This window comes from Paenibacillus sp. FSL H7-0350, assembly GCF_038593195.1.
Lineage (GTDB): Bacteria > Bacillota > Bacilli > Paenibacillales > Paenibacillaceae > Paenibacillus_AQ.
On the sequence record NZ_CP151972.1, the window covers coordinates 3,984,884 to 4,002,403 of the forward strand.

19 protein-coding genes are annotated in these 17,520 nt (G+C 53.8%); 5 read left to right on the forward strand and 14 right to left on the reverse strand.

What is annotated here, in order from left to right:
* Positions 1–237 precede the first annotated feature (237 nt).
* From NYE24_RS18145 to NYE24_RS18155, 3 genes are all read left to right on the forward strand, one after another.
* Positions 238–1,248 carry an LLM class flavin-dependent oxidoreductase gene (locus tag NYE24_RS18145; RefSeq protein WP_083678218.1) on the forward strand — a complete coding sequence of 337 codons (1,011 nt, stop codon included), beginning with the start codon at positions 238–240 and terminating at the stop codon, positions 1,246–1,248.
* Positions 1,249–2,084: 836 nt separating this feature from the next.
* Positions 2,085–3,053 carry a hypothetical protein gene (locus NYE24_RS18150; protein WP_342476340.1) on the forward strand — a complete coding sequence of 323 codons (969 nt, stop codon included), beginning with the start codon at positions 2,085–2,087 and terminating at the stop codon, positions 3,051–3,053.
* 30 nt (positions 3,054–3,083) lie between these two features.
* On the forward strand, positions 3,084–3,743 hold the full coding sequence (locus tag NYE24_RS18155) for a sortase (protein ID WP_342476341.1): 660 nt from the start codon (positions 3,084–3,086) through the stop codon (positions 3,741–3,743).
* Between the two features lie 40 nt (positions 3,744–3,783).
* On the opposite strand, the gene NYE24_RS18160 is transcribed toward NYE24_RS18155, so the two are convergent.
* A complete protein-coding gene (locus NYE24_RS18160; RefSeq protein ID WP_342476342.1) occupies positions 3,784–3,915 on the reverse strand; it encodes a hypothetical protein in 132 nt (43 codons plus the stop codon).
* Here NYE24_RS18160 and pepT point away from each other — a divergent pair.
* On the forward strand, positions 3,915–5,147 hold the full coding sequence (gene pepT / locus NYE24_RS18165; protein ID WP_076162009.1) for a peptidase T: 1,233 nt from the start codon (positions 3,915–3,917) through the stop codon (positions 5,145–5,147). The two genes, NYE24_RS18160 and pepT, sit on opposite strands and share 1 nt — an antisense overlap.
* 48 nt (positions 5,148–5,195) lie before the next feature.
* Here pepT and NYE24_RS18170 read toward each other — a convergent pair whose 3' ends face one another.
* The 5 genes from NYE24_RS18170 to hxlA all read right to left on the reverse strand — a co-directional run bounded on the left by NYE24_RS18170 (position 5,196) and on the right by hxlA (position 8,843).
* The gene (locus NYE24_RS18170) at positions 5,196–5,648 is read right to left on the reverse strand and encodes a helix-turn-helix domain-containing protein (RefSeq protein WP_083678220.1); all 453 of its coding nucleotides are present in this window, start codon (positions 5,646–5,648) and stop codon (positions 5,196–5,198) included.
* Between the two features lie 150 nt (positions 5,649–5,798).
* Positions 5,799–6,935: an NADH-dependent flavin oxidoreductase gene (locus NYE24_RS18175; protein WP_036691999.1), complete on the reverse strand. Its 1,137-nt coding sequence runs from the start codon at positions 6,933–6,935 to the stop codon at positions 5,799–5,801.
* 94 nt (positions 6,936–7,029) lie between these two features.
* Positions 7,030–7,404: a helix-turn-helix domain-containing protein gene (locus tag NYE24_RS18180; protein WP_036691997.1), complete on the reverse strand. Its 375-nt coding sequence runs from the start codon at positions 7,402–7,404 to the stop codon at positions 7,030–7,032.
* A 242-nt stretch (positions 7,405–7,646) separates the two neighbouring features.
* Positions 7,647–8,204, reverse strand: a complete 558-nt coding sequence (gene hxlB / locus NYE24_RS18185; RefSeq protein WP_036691994.1) for a 6-phospho-3-hexuloisomerase — start codon at positions 8,202–8,204, stop codon at positions 7,647–7,649.
* 6 nt (positions 8,205–8,210) lie between these two features.
* Complete coding sequence (gene hxlA, locus NYE24_RS18190; protein ID WP_036691992.1) at positions 8,211–8,843, reverse strand: 3-hexulose-6-phosphate synthase; 633 nt, start codon at positions 8,841–8,843, stop codon at positions 8,211–8,213.
* A 246-nt stretch (positions 8,844–9,089) separates the two neighbouring features.
* Here hxlA and NYE24_RS18195 point away from each other — a divergent pair, with 246 nt between their 5' ends.
* Positions 9,090–10,469, forward strand: a complete 1,380-nt coding sequence (locus NYE24_RS18195; RefSeq protein ID WP_036691988.1) for an MATE family efflux transporter — start codon at positions 9,090–9,092, stop codon at positions 10,467–10,469.
* A gap of 193 nt (positions 10,470–10,662) precedes the next feature.
* On the opposite strand, the gene NYE24_RS18200 is transcribed toward NYE24_RS18195, so the two are convergent.
* The 8 genes from NYE24_RS18200 to NYE24_RS18235 form a co-directional block, all read right to left on the reverse strand.
* Positions 10,663–11,988, reverse strand: a complete 1,326-nt coding sequence (locus NYE24_RS18200; RefSeq protein WP_036691985.1) for an extracellular solute-binding protein — start codon at positions 11,986–11,988, stop codon at positions 10,663–10,665.
* A gap of 122 nt (positions 11,989–12,110) precedes the next feature.
* Positions 12,111–12,911, reverse strand: coding sequence for a response regulator (locus NYE24_RS18205; protein ID WP_036691982.1), 801 nt, complete (start codon positions 12,909–12,911; stop codon positions 12,111–12,113).
* Positions 12,895–14,670: a sensor histidine kinase gene (locus tag NYE24_RS18210; RefSeq protein WP_342476343.1), complete on the reverse strand. Its 1,776-nt coding sequence runs from the start codon at positions 14,668–14,670 to the stop codon at positions 12,895–12,897. The genes NYE24_RS18205 and NYE24_RS18210 overlap by 17 nt, the downstream gene beginning before the upstream one ends.
* 169 nt (positions 14,671–14,839) lie before the next feature.
* The gene (locus NYE24_RS18215; protein WP_076162015.1) at positions 14,840–15,082 is read right to left on the reverse strand and encodes a hypothetical protein; all 243 of its coding nucleotides are present in this window, start codon (positions 15,080–15,082) and stop codon (positions 14,840–14,842) included.
* A 128-nt stretch (positions 15,083–15,210) separates the two neighbouring features.
* On the reverse strand, positions 15,211–15,441 hold the full coding sequence (locus tag NYE24_RS18220) for a cold-shock protein (RefSeq protein WP_036691977.1): 231 nt from the start codon (positions 15,439–15,441) through the stop codon (positions 15,211–15,213).
* Between the two features lie 132 nt (positions 15,442–15,573).
* Complete coding sequence (locus NYE24_RS18225) at positions 15,574–15,774, reverse strand: cold-shock protein (protein ID WP_019914790.1); 201 nt, start codon at positions 15,772–15,774, stop codon at positions 15,574–15,576.
* Between the two features lie 280 nt (positions 15,775–16,054).
* The gene (locus tag NYE24_RS18230; RefSeq protein ID WP_341027480.1) at positions 16,055–16,333 is read right to left on the reverse strand and encodes a hypothetical protein; all 279 of its coding nucleotides are present in this window, start codon (positions 16,331–16,333) and stop codon (positions 16,055–16,057) included.
* 69 nt (positions 16,334–16,402) lie between these two features.
* Entirely contained in the window at positions 16,403–17,509 is a 1,107-nt protein-coding gene (locus NYE24_RS18235; RefSeq protein WP_036691972.1) for an MBL fold metallo-hydrolase, read from the reverse strand.
* Positions 17,510–17,520: the final 11 nt, after the last annotated feature.

Genomic DNA, 17,520 nt, shown 5'->3' on the forward strand with positions numbered 1-17,520 from the left:
CGCTTAAGTTAGAAAAGCTTTTCAAAGCGATTATAGCAAGGCTCCCTTAAATTGGCAAGCAAATTGTTATGCGCTTACATTTTGTGCTTTTCGCCCTTCAAATCCCCCCTCCCCGTCATGCCGCTTACTTAAAGTGTGTAAATTATATTATTTCATGTTATAATTGGCGGGTATATTGATTCATGGCTGCAAATAATGCTACTGATGCTGTAGGCATCTACTATAGGAGGGATTCATGTGAAGCAATTGCACGATATACCATTCTCCGTACTGGATTTAGCCCCTATCCGGGAGGGCGGAACGGCGGCGGATTCTTTTCATAACACCCTTGATTTGGCCCGTCATGCTGAGAAATGGGGGTATAACCGTTATTGGCTGGCAGAGCATCATAATATGACCGGCATTGCCAGCTCTGCTACCTCCGTTGTTATCGGACATGTGGCGGCTGGAACTAACACCATCCGCGTTGGTTCAGGCGGCATCATGCTCTCCAACCATGCACCACTGGTGATTGCCGAGCAATTCGGCACACTGGAGTCCCTGTATCCGGGACGGATTGATCTGGGTCTGGGCAGAGCCCCCGGCTCCGACCAGGCAGCCGCCAGAGCACTGCGCCGCAGTCTCGGCAGCGATGGCAGTGAATTCCCCGAGCAGCTTAGCGAGTTGCGGGCGTATTTCGACCCCGAAGGATCAGGCTCCCGTCCGGCCGGTGTCCGCGCCGTGCCCGGTGAAGGACTGAACATTCCGATCTGGCTGCTTGGCTCCAGCGGCTTCAGCGCCCAGCTTGCGGGCCAGCTGGGTCTGCCTTTTGCTTTTGCCAGCCACTTTGCACCGGATTATCTGCTGCCGGCACTGAATCTGTACCGCACCAGCTTCAAGCCTTCAGCTGTACTGGGCAAGCCTTATGTTATGGTGGGCTTGGGAATTACAGCAGCGGATACGGCAGAGGAAGCGCGCAGACTTGCCACTTCCCAGCAGCAGCAATTCCTGAACATAATCCGTGGCCGCACCGGTAAGCTCCAGCCGCCTGTAGACAGTCTGGACGGAATCTGGACCTCCCAGGAGAAAGCACTGCTCCTGAGCAAACAACAATATTCCATCGCCGGCGACCAGGCCCTGATTAAGGAACGACTGCTGCAGATTCAGGAAGAGACGGATGCGGATGAGTGGATTATCGCCTCACAGATCTATGACCACTCTGCACGCTTGCACTCATATGAGCTTGTGGCCGACCTGTTGAAGAAGTAATAAGTGGGTAGTATTGCTTAATTGTAATTTGTACAACTAAATCGCCTGATATGCCGCCAAATTACCGTTTAGCTGTATTTCGTGCAATTAAACAGCCTCTATAACTTGATTTTCGCCCATCCGGGCAAATTTAGTTGTACAGACTACAGTTAGGAGGGCAAAGCCTTCTGTTTCAGTGTTTTTAGTTGCACGGAATACACTTATCCCTCCTTTCCGCTACGAACTTAGCTTGATGCTTGGCCGCATTTATGGAATGAAATCACTTGTTTTATTCTGATGGTCTACTAATCTGATTACTGGCCAGTCTATATATTTAGCCCATTTAACTACCTGTGGAGAACTCCGTTGGGGTAGCTAAGTGGGCTATTTTAGCATTGCAGCAAAAAACAAAAGTGTTCGGTGCGGAAATTATTGAGCCGAACCTCCCTAGCCTCATTCGTTCTTTATAAAATACAAAAATCATTAATATACGTAGAAATAACGAGTTAAACACAGTAAACGCCTAATAAACGTCATTAATTTATAGTAAACAGCCGGATTCGTTTACTTAAAGGATCTTTTCCCGTTTTTCTTTATGCCCATTTAAGATTATACTGTAATTATTATTCGTTATAACGAACGACAACGCATTCTTACCATTCAGGCTTGTTCATCGCACATTCAGGCTCATCCAGGCCGGTTAATGCTTGTTCTGATTTATACTATCGTTTTAATATGTAGTAGTTCTTCAAGAAACCACTTTGTTCGACAAACTATGATTTAGAAACGCGAACCGGGGCGGATTGTGGCTGGTGGCTGGTGGCTGCCGAAGGTCAGCACAGAAAGGGGCGGGGAGAGTGAAGAAGAGACATACATCCATAATTGGCGCGTATATTTTGGCCGTTCTGGCAGGTGTGATCTGGCATGCCGGAGGGGTCAGCGCTGAGGATACGATCAAGCTCACCGTCAATTCGCATACGACCAGTACGGCAACCATGAACAACATGCAGCCGGGAGATACGATGGCTTCGGATTATAAGATTATCAATGACGGAAATGACCCGTTTGATTATGCAGTTGCCTTCCAATTCCGCACCGGGGACGTAGATCTATACAATATCCTGCAAATGACTCTGCAAAAAGAGGGAGTAATCCTCTATTCCGGGGTGATGAGCGAGGCCCCGGGGGTAGTGACCATCGGCTCGCTTGCCGGAGGGGAAGAGGAAGCTATCGAAATGAAGGTGTTGTTCCCGCCGGAGGCAGGCAACGAGTTCCAGGAGAAGATGGTAAGTGTCGCCTTTGAATTCACAGCTACAGCGGAGCCTGCGCCGACAGCCGGGCCAACCCCCTCACCGCAACCGACGGCTGAGCCAGCAGCTTCAGCTACACCTTCACCCGGGTCAACACCGGGCACCACGGTCAGTCCCGGCAGTACGCCAGCAGCAACAAGTGCCCCTACGGATTCAACAGACGGTACAGTCTCTCCTGGCAGTACACCATCGCCAATACCAGCAGCGACGGCAACACCGCCTGCGGGTGGAGTAACTGTAAGTGAAGATCCTGTTCCGTTAGGCGGAGGAGAGGAAGACGGCGGCAACCGTCCGTCCGCGACCCCGGATTCCGGAGCCGCTGCACTTGGCAGTACACCAGCCCCTTCACCAGGGAAAGAGATCAACCTTACAGATGACGCGCTTCCGCTGGGCGGGCCGGAGGAAGACGGCAGACTGCCGGACACAGCCAGCCCTTGGTACAATCTGATTGCGGCCAGCCTGGTTGTCGCCATGATCAGTATGCTTGTGCTCCGCAGGCTGGGACAGAAGAAGTAACTTTGCCTATATGTAAGGAGGAGAAAGAGCATGAAGATGCGCAGCGGGTTCACTTTGGCCGTCAAGCTGATCTCCATGCTCTCTGTGTGTGTTATGGTGTATTCCGCCTTCCAGATCCTTAAAGCGCCCGCCGAAGCCCGCGAAGCCCTGAGAATCTGGGACAAAAAGAGGGAGGAAGCCCAGACGCCCGTAAGTTCCGAAGAAGAAATACCGCTGCCCGAAGGTATAGTTAGCAGCGCGGAAGCACCAAAGGGTGACAAGCCTGCTTATATAACGGGCGAAGTCATTGGAGAGATCTATTTTCCGAAGCTTAAGAAGCGGGTTGCCATTCTGGAGGGAACCGGACGGGCGGAGCTTAAACAGGGGGCAGGACATGATGAAGCAAGCGCCGCCCCGGGTGCCTCCGGGAACAGCGTGCTGGCCGGACACCGTGACACCGTCTTCCGCAGCCTCGGCGAACTGGAGACCGGAGACACGCTTGAGCTTGCGACAGCGGATGGAACTTTCACCTATGAAGTGACCGGCAGCCGGATTGTTGATGGAGATACAAGGGGAGCGATTAAGCCCAGCAAAGATTCCATACTCACCTTGATTACCTGCTACCCGTTCTCTTATGTAGGCTCAGCGCCAGACCGCTACCTGCTCTCGGCCAAGCTTGTCTCCAGCCAATCTCCGGTGCAGCAGCCATAACCTGCGTTCCCGCTCCTCCCCCGCTTTCCCGCTGCCTTCCTCACTCCAGCTTGCCCCTCGCCTCCCGCCAGCCTCCATCCCCCTTCACTCCACACCATCCGCCTAAAGTATGAGACCCGGGCCGGATCGTGATAATATAGACATACGAAGCTGAAGAGGAGATGACCTGCATTGAAGGAAGAGTTAATTAGACGTTTTGTATCGTATGCTGAAATGGATACCCAATCCAGCGAGGACAGCGAGACCTGCCCGTCCACTCCAGGCCAAATGGTACTGGCGCATAAGCTGGCAGAGGAGCTGCAGGAGCTGGGACTGACGGAGATTACGGTGGACGAGCATGCATATGTCATGGCCTCGCTGCCCGCTAACACAGATAAAGAGGTTCCGGTGATCGGCTTCCTGGCCCATCTGGATACCGCCACGGATTTCACCGGCACGAATGTGAAGCCGCAGATTGTAGAGAATTATGACGGGCAGGATCTGGTGCTGAATGAAGCCCAGAATATTATCATGTCCACGAAGAGCTTCCCGGAGCTGAGCGGCTACAAGGGGCATACGCTGATAACAACCGACGGCACCACCCTGCTGGGGGCGGACAACAAGGCGGGCATCGCTGAGATCATGACGGCTATGGCCCATCTGCTGGCGCATCCGGAGATTAAGCATGGCAAGATCCGGGTCGCTTTTACCCCCGATGAAGAAATCGGACGCGGCCCGCATAAGTTCGACGTTGCCGCCTTCGGCGCTTCCTATGCCTACACCGTGGACGGAGGCCCGCTCGGGGAGCTGGAATATGAGAGCTTCAATGCCGCCGCCGCTAAGATCAGCTTCCACGGAGTCAATGTCCATCCCGGTACAGCCAAGGGCAAGATGATCCATTCGTCCAAAATCGCCATGGCCTTCCATCTCCGTCTGCCCGCCGGTGAAGCTCCTGAATTCACAGACGGCTACGAGGGGTTCTACCACCTGATCTCCATGCAAGGCAGTGCCGAGCACAGCAAGCTTCATTACATTATCCGCGACTTTGACCGCGGGCAGTTCGAGAACCGCAAATCGAATATCGCCGCGATTGTGGAGGAATTCAAATCTACGTACGGGGCGGACAACATCGTGCTGGAGATGAATGACCAATATTATAATATGCGCGAGAAAATCGAGCCCGTCCGGCATATCGTCGATATCGCCCGGGAAGCGATGGAGGGCCTCGGCATCACGCCGGTTATCCGTCCAATCCGCGGAGGGACTGACGGCTCACAGCTCTCTTATATGGGGCTGCCTACACCGAATATTTTCACCGGAGGCGAGAATTTCCACGGCAAATTTGAATACGCCTCTGTAGACGTCATGCTGCAGGCTGTACAGGTTATCGTTGAGATTGCCCGTCTGGCTGAGCAGAAAGCGTAAGTAGGGTTAACTTATGCAGCAAAAAATCCCCGTTCAAGCGCATACCGCTTATTCGGGGATTTTTGCGCTGCGTGGGGCTTCGTCCCGGGATTTCTTGCTGGCCTGTCCGTCTTCATCCAGGGCTCTGTCTTCGCCTCTTGCGAGGATCTCCCGGTATTCCTCTCCCCAATGCTTGATGCTGAGGATCGCAGTCTCCAGTCCCTGCGCCCATTCGGTCAAGGAGTACTCTACCTTCTGCGGCACCTGAGGGTACACCTTCCGGTGGACCAGACCGTCACGCTCCAGATCCCGCAGCTGCATCACCAGCATCCGCTGTGTAATGCCGGGGCATAGTCTGCGCAGCTCGTTGAACCGCTTCGGCCCGCTGATCAGATGATAGAGCAGAACACCCTTCCACTTCCCGCCAATGACTTCAAGGGTCCGCTGCAATGAGCTGTTCTCCGCCCCGCAATCCACGCCTTCTGCCTCATCAGAGCCTCCGTCTCTTCCTTGTACGTTCATCTCTGCCGCCCCCCCATTTCCGGTCGTCCCTGATTTAGTACAATTGTATCATAGATGCTGATACGGCAAAAACCCCGTGCCGCCCTGGAACAACGGGCGCACGGGGTTCTTAACATGCTAAGGTCACAGACCGTTATCCGTCTGTTAGACTTATTTCTTCACCGGCAGCCAGCCCGGTGTATGGATCAGTGCTCTCCAGAGCGGGTCCGGAATCACAAGCTCTGCTTGTGCATTCGGATCAAGCTCAGTCTTAATCTCATCGGCCCGGCCTCCGGCCAGCTTCTGCACCCAGTCCGGTTCAATCAGCAGCGGGCGGCCCAGGGCCACCAGGCTGATGCCGCTGTCCAGACTCTTCAGGGCGTCGGCGGCAGAGTAGAGCGAGCCTACCCCAATTACTGGAGCCTTGTCTCCCGCCCGGTCTACGATCTGTTCAATGCGCGGACGGCTATCCTCTGTTCCCCGGCGCGGCAGCGACCACAGCTCCATAAGGGACGCATGCAGGTAATCCAGCCCCTCCGCTGTCAGCGCATCGATTAGGGCAAACGTGTCAGCCATCGTAATCCCCGGTGTCTCCGGCTCTTCAGGCGAGAAGCGGTAGCCTACAAGGAAGCCACCCTGTGCATGCTGCTTCACCGCAGCCTTGACACTGCGCAGAACGGCCAGCGGGAAGGTGAGACGCTTCTGCAGATCTCCGCCCCAGCGGTCTTCGCGTCTGTTGGAGTGCGGCGAGAAGAATTGCTGCAGCAGATACCCGTTCGCACCGTGAATCTCAACGCCATCGAAGCCGGCCTCAATCGCCCGGCGTGTCGCTTCTCCGAAATCGGCGATAATTCCGGTAATCTCTTCGTCTGTCAGCGGGCGCGGAACTGTCCCATGTCCGCCGCCAGGCAGCTCAGCCGGCACATCGCTTGCACTGACAGGCTGCCCGTCAACCAGCTGCTCCGGCGGGCATTGGCGTCCGCCATGGAAGATCTGGAGCACCGCCTTCGCCCCTTCGCCCTTGATAGCTTCTGCCAGCTCACGCAGGCTTGGAATCAGACCGTCATGGTCAGCTCCGAATTCACCCGGGAAGCCCTTCCCGCCGCGCGAGACATAGACACAGGCGGTAATAACCATCCCCGCTCCGCCCGAACGGCGGATATAATAGTCCAGCTCCGGCCGGGAGACAGTTCCATCCTCATTCGAGGAGAAGTTAGTCATCGGCGCCATGACCACACGGTTCTTCAGTTCAATCCCGCTCTTGAATTTGAACGTCTCCAGCAGCGGGCTATATTCTGTCTTTAGCATAACTACCATTCCCTCCAATAAATCAAATATACACATAAAATAGTGTACAACTTAATTTCACACAATACAAATGGTAAATCTGCATTTACAGAACCTATCTATCAGAGGGAGTTACATCTTTCCAGATTACCTTCTCCCCGTAATTCTTGCCCCAGTCATACATCATACGCAGCACCGGCATCAGCGTATGTCCATACTCTGTCAGGGAGTATTCGACGCGCGGAGGAACCTCCGCATATACCTGCCTGAATACCAGCTGATCTTCCTCCAGCTCACGGAGCTGGTTGGTCAGCATTTTCTGGGTAATATGGGGAATCAGCTTCTTCAATTCACTAAAGCGTTTGGTCCCTTCCAGTCCCAGGTGCCACAGTATAATCAGCTTCCACTTCCCGCCGATCACAGCGAGCGTGAGCTCCTTCTCGCAGTTGATCTCCTTCAGGTTGATGCGGTCTTTAATTTCAGTCGCCAATATTCAGCCCCCTTCCGGCTATCATCATAATACAGATCCATCAGCCACCCAAGTGGAAACGGCTTCGCCGTCCTTTTAAAGGACGGTACCGTTTCAGCGAGAAATATAAGGATAGTTTGTCGTGTGCAACATATAAATTCTTATATTTGCATTTAGGCAGCAAAGGATGCCCTCCCGTCAAGGAAAGCATCCGTGTGATAGCTTAATTGTATTCCAAGCTCTATTCTATTCCAAATCGTATGCTATTCCAAATTGGCATGCTTGCCGAACATCCGGCCGGAGGTCTGCCCCGTCTGCTCCATGATCCGCAGAATGACTGCATCATAGAAGACAAGCAGCGTCTGTTCAAACAAGGAGGCCATCGGCTGCAGCGTCGTATAGCCGCCGTCCGGCCGTTCTTTGGGAGCGCCGGGCAGCTTGACTGTATGATCTGCGAGACGTCCGAGCGCCGAGTCCGGCTGAATGGTTACGAGGACTACAGCTGCTCCGATTGCCTTGGCTTTCTCAGCCATGGAGACCAGTCCCTTCGTCTCGCCTGAGCCGGAACCCAGTACAAGCACATCGCCGGGGCCAATGCCCGGCGTTACCGTCTCTCCGACCACATAAGCTGTCCGCCCGGCCTGCATCAGCCGCATGGCGAAGGCCCGGCCCATCAGGCCGGAACGCCCGGCACCAGCCACGAAGATCTGACCTGCACGCAGCAGCAGCTCCGTCAGCACCTCGCCCTCTCCGGCATCCAGCCCGGAGACGGAGCCTTCCAGCTCCTTCACAATTTCATGTGCGTAATACTGCGTGTCCATGGCTGCTTAAGCCTGGCTTACAAGGCGCTTCATTTCCGCCGCAGTTGCCTTCATGTCAGCTTCGCCGGTAATGCCGCCGCCCACGATTACCAGATCGGGCTGCGCAGCAATCACTTCAGGCAGCGTACTCAGCTTGATGCCGCCGGCAATTGCCGTTTTGGCCCGGGTTACCACGCTCTTAATATCTCTCAGATCCGCGAAGGAATTCTTACCTTCGGCCTGATGGTCATAGCCGGAATGCACGCAGACATAATCCACACCCAACGCATCCACTTCAGCGGCTCTGGCCTTGAGATCCTTCACGTTAATCAGATCGACCAGGATCTCAGCACCCGTCTTCTTCGCTTCCTCAACCGCACCGCGGATCGTTGAATCATCGGATACACCCAGCACAGTCACGATACCCGCGCCCGCTTCCACTGCCTTCATAACTTCGTAACCGCCGGCATCCATAATTTTGAGATCGGCCAGCACTGTAAGCGCCGGGAAAGCTTCCTTGATCGCTTTCACCGCATGCAGCCCCTCATTGATAACGACAGGTGTTCCAATCTCAACGATATCTATAGATTCGGCAACCTCTGCAACAACCGCCTTGGCTCCAGCAATATCCACCAGATCGAGTGCTAACTGTAATTTCATATGTGTAAGTTCTCCTTATCCGTAATGTATTTTAGGAAGTGCTGTTTCTCAGTTTAGGGATATACTGCCGATAAGGGAAGTAGGCACTTTTTTGTGAGGTAGTCACCTGGAGGATACTATTGGGCGAAGCCGGCGGATTTTTAGGCAACATGTCGGAAATCCTACTGCATTTTCACAACAGCTGTGCTACCATACATTTGATTCGAAGATTCACAGCCGCAAGGAATCCTAATAAGAAGGTGTATGATGGAAACAAGCAAGCCCAAGACATTCAACCTAATGAAGCTGACCTGGCCGATCTTCCTGGAGCTGTTCCTGTTCATGCTTATGGGAAGTATGGATACCTTCATGATCAGCTCTGTGTCAGATGATGCGGTCTCCGGTGTCGGAGCGGCCAATCAGATTATTGCCATAGCTATTCTGGCGCTTAGTGTCATCGGGAACGGCGCGGCGATCGTCGTGTCGCAATACCTCGGCTCCAAGCAGCCCAAGGAAGCCGCCAGAGTGATCGGCAACGCAGTTACCCTGAATCTTGCGGTAGGGATCGTACTTAGTACAGTCATGCTGCTATTCGGAGGTCATCTGCTGCAAGCACTGAACGTGAAGGGCGACATTCTCGCCTACGCCCGCTCGTATATCAACATTGTCGGAGGCGCGATCTTCCTGCAGGCCCTTATCAACGCGCTGGCTGCAACTATCCGCACCCACGGCTTCACCAAGCAGACGATGGCGGTATCGCTGCTTATGAACGTCATCCATGTTGGCGGTAACTATCTGCTGATCTTCGGTCATTTCGGACTGCCTGCGCTCGGTGTAGAGGGCGCTGCCGTATCAACCGTAATCAGCCGCTCCATCGCTCTCCTGATCTTCTTCCTGCTGCTTTACCGCATTATGGAGGTACGTGTGAAATGGAGCTATTACGTTCACCTCTCCAAGAAATATGTGCTGCAGATTCTCAAAATCGGTATTCCATCCGCCTTCGAATCCGTAATGTACCAGTGCTGCCAGCTCGTCTTCACCCTGTACATCACCTATTTGGGGGCCGAGGCCATGGCTACCCGCCAGTATGCGGTCAATATCTCGAACTACATCTTCCTGTTCAGCGTAGCGGTGGCAATGGGGACCTCAATTATTGTGGGCCATCTTGTAGGTGCAAAACGAACGCAGGAGGCTTACTCACGGGTGTTCACCAGTGTGAAGTGGGCACTTCTGGTCACAGTCATCATGGACCTGATCGTCATTCTGCTCCGCAAGCCGCTGCTGGGCCTGTTCACGGATAATGAGCTGATTATCACCATGGGAGCCCAGGTGATCCTGCTCAGCTTCTTCCTGGAGACCGGGCGGACCTGCAATCTGGTCATTATCAACTCGCTGCGCGCGTCGGGCGATGCCAAGTTCCCGGTCTACATGGGCATGATCTCTATGGTGTGCATGAGTCTGCCGCTGGGCTACTTCCTGGTATTCACGCTTGATCTGGGTCTGGCCGGGGTATGGCTGGCCACAGCGTTCGACGAATGGGTACGGGCCGTCATTATGTACTTCCGCTGGAAAAGCAGAGCCTGGGAGAAGCATGGCCTGATCCAGCATGAACCGCCGGAAGCGGCTCCGGCAGCCCCGGCGCACTAATTCTGCGGCAGCTCCTCAGACAAGCGAAAACGGCCTTGCCGTCCTTCAATAGGACGGCATTCGTTTCAGCGAGAAATAGAAGGATAATTTATCACGTGAACCATAAAAATTCTTATATTTCAAATAAGGGATGCTAATCAGCCACCGGAAATACGGCTGATTAGCATCCCTTTGTCGTAAGCTCGTCCCATACTCAGTTCCCTTTGGCTACTGCAATTTTATGTCTGGCTGCGAACTGCTCCGGCGTGACCGCTTTGCCGAACAGCGCCTGGATCATATCCAGATGGACCTGGGCAGCATTCGGCTTCATCTGCACATCCGCGAACAAGGTAATACTGCTGGCATTGTTCAGTTCATTCAACAGATCCACGTATAGCTGCGGCAGCTTCTCATTCGTGGTATCGACCTTAGTCGCCGGAATCACTCCCGCACTCGTCACTGAAGCCTCGCCCCATTTGAAGACGAAGTATTCGACAAAAGCCTTAGCCTCCTCCTTCACCCTGGACGATTCCGCTACGAACAGTCCGACACCCGGACCGCCTACCCAGTCGCCCGAATTGCCCTTCCCGCCTTCCACCGTAGGGAATTTGAAGAAGCCGACCTTATCCTTGAAGGCCTGCGGAGTCTCCGGGTTGGTCGTGAAGTTGGGCAGCTCCCAGGTACCGGTCAGGTACATGGCCGCCTTTTCTTCCATAAATTCCGATTTGCCCTCATCATATGACAAGCCGTTGAAGCCGTTGTTGAAGGCGTTCATATCGACGAGGTTCTGTACTTCCGCCGCAGCCTGCACCAGTCCGGGATCATCGAAATAACCCGTCCCCTTCGTCGCCCGCTTCAGCGTCTCACTTCCGGCCATGCGGTCTGCCAGATACATATACCACAGCGAGCCTGTCCACCGGTCCTTATTGCCCAGCGCCACCGGAGGCACACCATGACCGGAGAGCACTCTCACAACTGCCTTGAACTCCTCATACGTTGAAGGCACCTGAAGATTATATTGGGCGAAGATTTCTTTATTATAAAAGATCGGTGAGATGTTCATCTCCAGAGGCAGCGCATAGGTCTTGTTATCAACAGCATAAGACTCTGTAGTGCTCTTCACGAATTTATCCTTAAGCTGCCCGCCGTTCAGGATGTCATCCAGCGGAGCGAATAATCCGCCTTTTACATAAGGCTCCATGAAGCCGGCCGCCCAGGTTATACCCACATCGGGAAGGTCATTGGAGGCGGAGAGCACCTTGAGCTTGCTTTTATACTGCTCATTCTCCAGCACATCCTGCCTGATGAGGATACCCGGATGCTCCTTCTCATACTCTGCGATAATCTGGCTGACCAGCTTATACTGCTGCGCAGAGAGTCCGGCGGGCCAGATGTGCATCATATGAATAGTTTTTTTGGGGGAAGAGACGCCGTTAGCTGCGAGCGTACTATTATTGTCTCCCGCAGAGCCGCAACCCGTCAGAACAAGCAGCCAGGTACAGGCCAGAAGCAGCCCCTTGGTCATGTGATTCCTTCGCATTGCCTTGCCTCCCCATCTCACATTGCAAAAGGCCGAAATTGCCCATGTAATCGCTATCATTAAAATTCTAGCATCGTACCCTGAGGCAGATAAGGGCACACTTATTGGCTAAAATACCACATTTATTGGATCTCCTGAGTTCCTCCCTTCATCTGTTGACGGTATCGGCTAGGGCTTATGGCCTCCAAGGACTTGAAGACCTTAATGAAGTATTTATCCGTCCGGTACCCTACACGCTCTCCGATCTCCCCGACCGGCAGCGCAGTCTGGAGTAGTAGCTCCTTCGCCCGCTGAATCCGCAGACGGGACAGATATTCAGTGAAGGACACCCCGGCCTGCTCCTTGAACAGCACACTGAAATAGCTGGCATTCAGGTGAATCAGCCCCGCTACCTCAGCCATCGTCAGCTGTTCGTGCAGATGCTGCTCCACATAGGCAATTGCCTCCTTCACCGGCTGCCCCATCCCGGACTGCTCCGGGTCAATCTCCAGCAGCTTGTGATCCACCAGCTTCTCCAGCTTCACATGGCGCTGCTGCTCCTCCTCCCGCTTCAGCGCATCCTCAACCACTGTCAGCAGCTCAGACTTGTCCAGCGGCTTCAGCAGATAATTGACCGCCCCCAGCCGCATCGCCTGCTGCACATAATCGAACTCCGCATAGCCGGAGATGACAATGATCACCGGCTTCCGGGGAGATTCCTGCAGCGAATGAATCAGATCCAGCCCGCTCACCTCCGGCATGCGCACATCTGTAATCAGCAGATGAACCCGCTCATGCCGCAGCCGCTCGCGCGCTTCCACCCCATTGTCACAGGTCTCCACGATATACCGGCCTGCCGCCCATACCTCCAGCGTCTGCTTAATCCCCTGACGCGTTCTTGGTTCATCATCTACGATTAGAATCGTCTTATTGCCCAGACTCATAGGTATCTCCTCCATTGCTTGGAATCTCAAACCTTATTACGGTCCCCTCAGACCGCCGGCTCTCCACGATCAGGCCTTCCGTCTGCATGTCCGCTTCCGCGTAGTACAGCTTCAGCCGCCGCTGCACATTCACCAGCCCCACTCCGCTGCCCTTGGCAGAGACCGGCGGCCCGCCATCCAGCGCATCGCGGAGTGCCAGCAGCGTAGCCTCATCCATACCCGGCCCGTTGTCCGACACCTCAACTGAGGTCCACCCCTTGCGGGAGGAGGGGCTGATGATCACTTCAATCGCGCCCTTGCCGACGCGGCTCTCCACTCCATGGAGAATCGCGTTCTCAACAATCGGCTGAATCAGCAGCTTGGGCACTGGTACAGCAGCCTCATGCGGGTCAAGCCTGATATCCCAGGACAGGCGTTCCCCCATCCGCATCTCCATAATCCGCAAATACCGCCTGATCTGCTCGACCTCTTCGCTCAGCGTTACCCATTCATCCTTGTTATGGGGGCTGCCGATAATGTAGCGGAACAGCCTGGACATCATCACCACTAATCCGGCCAGTTCCTCCTCCCCCTTCTCCTCCAGTGACCAGTTGAAGGCCTCCAGCATATTGAACAGGAAATGGGGATTGATCTGCGCCTGCAAGGCTTTAAGCTCAGTCCGGCTCTGCAGGACCTCCTTCTCATAGACCACCCTGATCAAATCATTAATATTAGCCACCATACCGTTATAGGTATTATTCAGCTCCCGCAGCTCCATGGTAGATACCTTCTGCGAATTGGGGGTCAGCACCCCCATGCGGGATTTGCGCATCGCCCGGATCAGGTGAATGATCGGCCGGGTAATCATTGTCGACAACAGGAAGGATATTATCAGGAACAGCAGGGTTCCGATTCCGCCTGACACCAGCAGTACCGTCCGCAGCACAGACAGCCCCTTAGTGACATAGCTGACAGGCGTCAGCACCAGCAGTGTCCAGGAGGTCTTGTCCGAGCGCAGCTTGACCTGCACATACTCCTTGCCCCGGAAGCTGACCGTCTGATCGACGCTCTCCAGCAGCGGCAGCAGATCCTCCTGCGGTGTACCGCTGCTCCCGAGAAGCTGGCCTTCATCATTCACGAGCAGCACTGACTCCCCGCTATCGCTGCCGGAGAAGGGATCGTCGAGCTGGAAGTAGCTGCGCTGGATGCGGGCCATCAGGTAGCCCCCCCGTGAGAACCAGCGGTCCATCAGGCTGACCTGGCGGATCGCCAGCAGGCTCTGTTCATCATGCGGATCAACGCCGATCCAGACCAGCCGCCCCTTCTGGGCATTAGCCTCACTGATATGCTGCTCGTTAATTCTGCTCTCCAGGCTGCCTTCCTTAATCGGGAACAGCAGCCTGTAATCAGCGGTATATAGCTCCAGCGAGCCCACGCTCGGCATGTACGCCTGATAGCTGGAGACAATCTGCAGCAGCGACTGGCGCTGATTGAAGGACACCTCATTGCCGTCCAGCTCCTCCAGCAGCAGCTGCTGAACGGTAGGATGATTGGCCACCTGCTCCATCAGACCATCAATCTGACCGGTCAGCGCGTCCAGCCTTCCGTTGGCCTGAACTGCCGTCTGCTGGATATGCCGTTCGGCATTATTTTTGAGCAGAATAGAGACACGGTCATACACAAATATCCCAGAAACCAGAATAATAATGAGCATCACCAGCAAAAAACCGATGAATATCTGATTGCGCAGTGTGTTGAGCTCTCTGAACCTCTGAAGCATCAGAATTCCCTCTTTCGTTGGCAGCGTTTCCAACTCTATTCTCCAAACCCCGGGAGTTTTGTCAAGATAAATCATTGCCCGCAGGGGAAAGACGGCCCAACAACAAATAGCCCTTAGCACAGTTCTCCCGGTTCAAGGAGCTGCCCTAAGGGCTTACAGAGAAGACTACCTAGATGAACATTAGCGGAGTAATCCATTCGAAATGCAGGGCCGCCCACAGCAGAGCCAGCAATACCGCGCCGATGCAGTAACTCATGACTTTGCGGCGGGTCGGCTCCAGATAAATATCCAGCGGAATCAAGATCAGAATCATACCAATTGCGATAATGTTAAACATAGGCTTATGATAAAAAATCCCCACTGTATTCAGGGCAACCGCAAGGAGCGTCAGAAGCAGAAAATATTGTCTCATAGCTCCATCATCCCTGTATTATCCATTATTGTCAAACAAAAAAAATAGCCCATTGCGGGCAAGGAACGGACTGCTGTACTAGGGTTGCTATTCTCTAATTCTATATGAACCGATCAGAGGGCGGCAGCCTAACGAATAGTAACGCTCTTCTTAATGGCCTTCGCGTCCAAATTCTTATTAACGAGCGTAGGCAGCATCTTCATGCTCCGGGTCATGGGTGAATTACATTGCCAGCAGGTCGGCACATGTTGGAACGCAAAGTTGTCGCGTATCCATCCGGTGCATTCTTCCTTGGTGCAGGACCAGATGGCTGTCTCTTCCTGTGGAAGATCTACCATCGCTTTTTTACGAAAATACATAAGTACCCCTCCTAATAGCTTGGTTAGTGCGTCCTACGGACTGTTGTGTCAGAACGGATGCTTATTCTTTCTCTTACCTAGTCATAAAAAAAACTGCCCTCAACTGATGTTAAGGGCAGTTTATTTGTGATATTACAGTTTTACAACGTTTTCAGCCTGTGGTCCACGAGCGCCTTGAGTTACGTTGAACTCAACGCGTTGGCCTTCGTCCAAAGATTTGAAGCCGTCGCCAGTGATTGCGGAGAAGTGTACGAATACGTCGCTTCCGCCTTCAACCTCGATAAAACCGAAACCTTTGTCTGCGTTGAACCATTTTACTGTACCTGTTTGCATGATATTACCTCCAAAGTTTATTTAACACATGTCCTTTTATTCCTACGTATTGTACGAACAAATAAAAATTCACACATTGGAAAAGGCTTCAAACACAAATTGATAACCTTTTACAATATGTGAATTAAGGGTTAAATTTATGATTAACTTCATTGTAGCACACTGTTTTCCCAAATGCAAAGGATTATTGCCAATTACCCGAAATAAATTTTAAATTTTAGAGAAACCTTGCCGGGCGCACGGGTTCTTGGAATCCGCCATGCACCTCCGGCTACAGGATTCAGTCGATATATCCGGCCAGTCCCTTGTCCATCAAGTAATCCATTTCTGCATCCAGAATAGTCTCCACCGTTAGCTCGTCCAGCTTCACATCGCGCTGCGCAGTCACATAGTCGACCAGATCATCATTATCGATATCAATCTCGCCTTTGGCATTGGCCTTGGCCTTATTGATGAACGCCTGCTCATGCTTCAGCACCAGCCGGATGACATCTTGGGCCACCTTCGTCTGTGCTGATAATACCTCCACCAGTTCCTGCTCGTTCACTTCATTACTCATCTTCGTTCGTCAGCTCCTTGGGTTCTGTGAACCCTGATTGTACCACAAGTCCCCTTCGTGCGCGCAGCCTCATCTCCACCAGGGAAGAACCGGATATCCGGCGGCCCCTGCGGTTACAGTCTCCCCGATTCTCGGCGTGGCCAACCGTACCCCTCTCAGCGCCGCAGCAGCCGAGATCCGTTCTGCCGGATCGGTCCAGTCATGCATCGACAGGGTGAATGCGCCCCAATGGATGGGGATCAGCAGACCTCCCTGCACATCGATGTGCGCCTCGACAGTCTGTTCCGGCAGCATATGGATATCTGCCCAGCGCGGATCGTATTGGCCGCATTCCATCAGCGTGAGATCGAAGGGACCATACGTACGTCCGATCTCGGCAAAATGCGGGCCATACCCGCTGTCTCCGCTGAAGAAGACCTTGGTCTTCTCCCCTTGAATAATCCAGGAGCACCACAGTGTAGTGTTGCGGTCCAGCAAACTCCGGCCCGAGAAATGTCGTGCCGGGGCGCAGGTGAAGGTAATCCCTGCATAGCTGAGCGTATCGCCCCAGTCCTGCTCACGGATCTTCTCTGCGGCCACCCCCCAGCGGCGCAGATGGGCGCCAACGCCCAGTGGTACAATGAACAGTCCCACTTTATCCTTCAACTGGCGGATGGTCCCATAGTCCAGATGATCATAATGATCATGGGAGAGCACCACCGCATCCAGCTGCGGCAGAAGGGCAGCCTCCAGCGGAAGCTGCTTGCTGTAGCGGCGGCCGCCAATGAACGGAAACGGTGACGGTGCATGGCCCAGCATAGGGTCGAGGAACAGGTTCAGGCCGTCCATCTCCAGCAGCACCGCTGAATGCCCGAACCAGGTAACCCGGGTGTCGCGGCCCTGTCCAATAGAGGACGGCGACAGCGGCTGCGGCTGAAGAGGCTCAGCGGGTCTGGAGTGAGGGTTGCCCTTAATGAAGTCTCTCAGAATGGAGAGTCCGCTGCCTCCGGCCTTCTCACCGCTCAGGTCTGCAGTCTGCGGATAAGCAAATTTGCCCTTGCTGTAATGGGCGGAACGGAGGTTACGGGCCTTCTCCTGCGTCCCGGCCCTCCGCCCGAACGCCGGATAGACGGTCATGAGAAGATACGCAGCGGCAACAACTGCAAGCAGAATGGAACCAATAATAATCAGGGTCATGCGGTAATCCT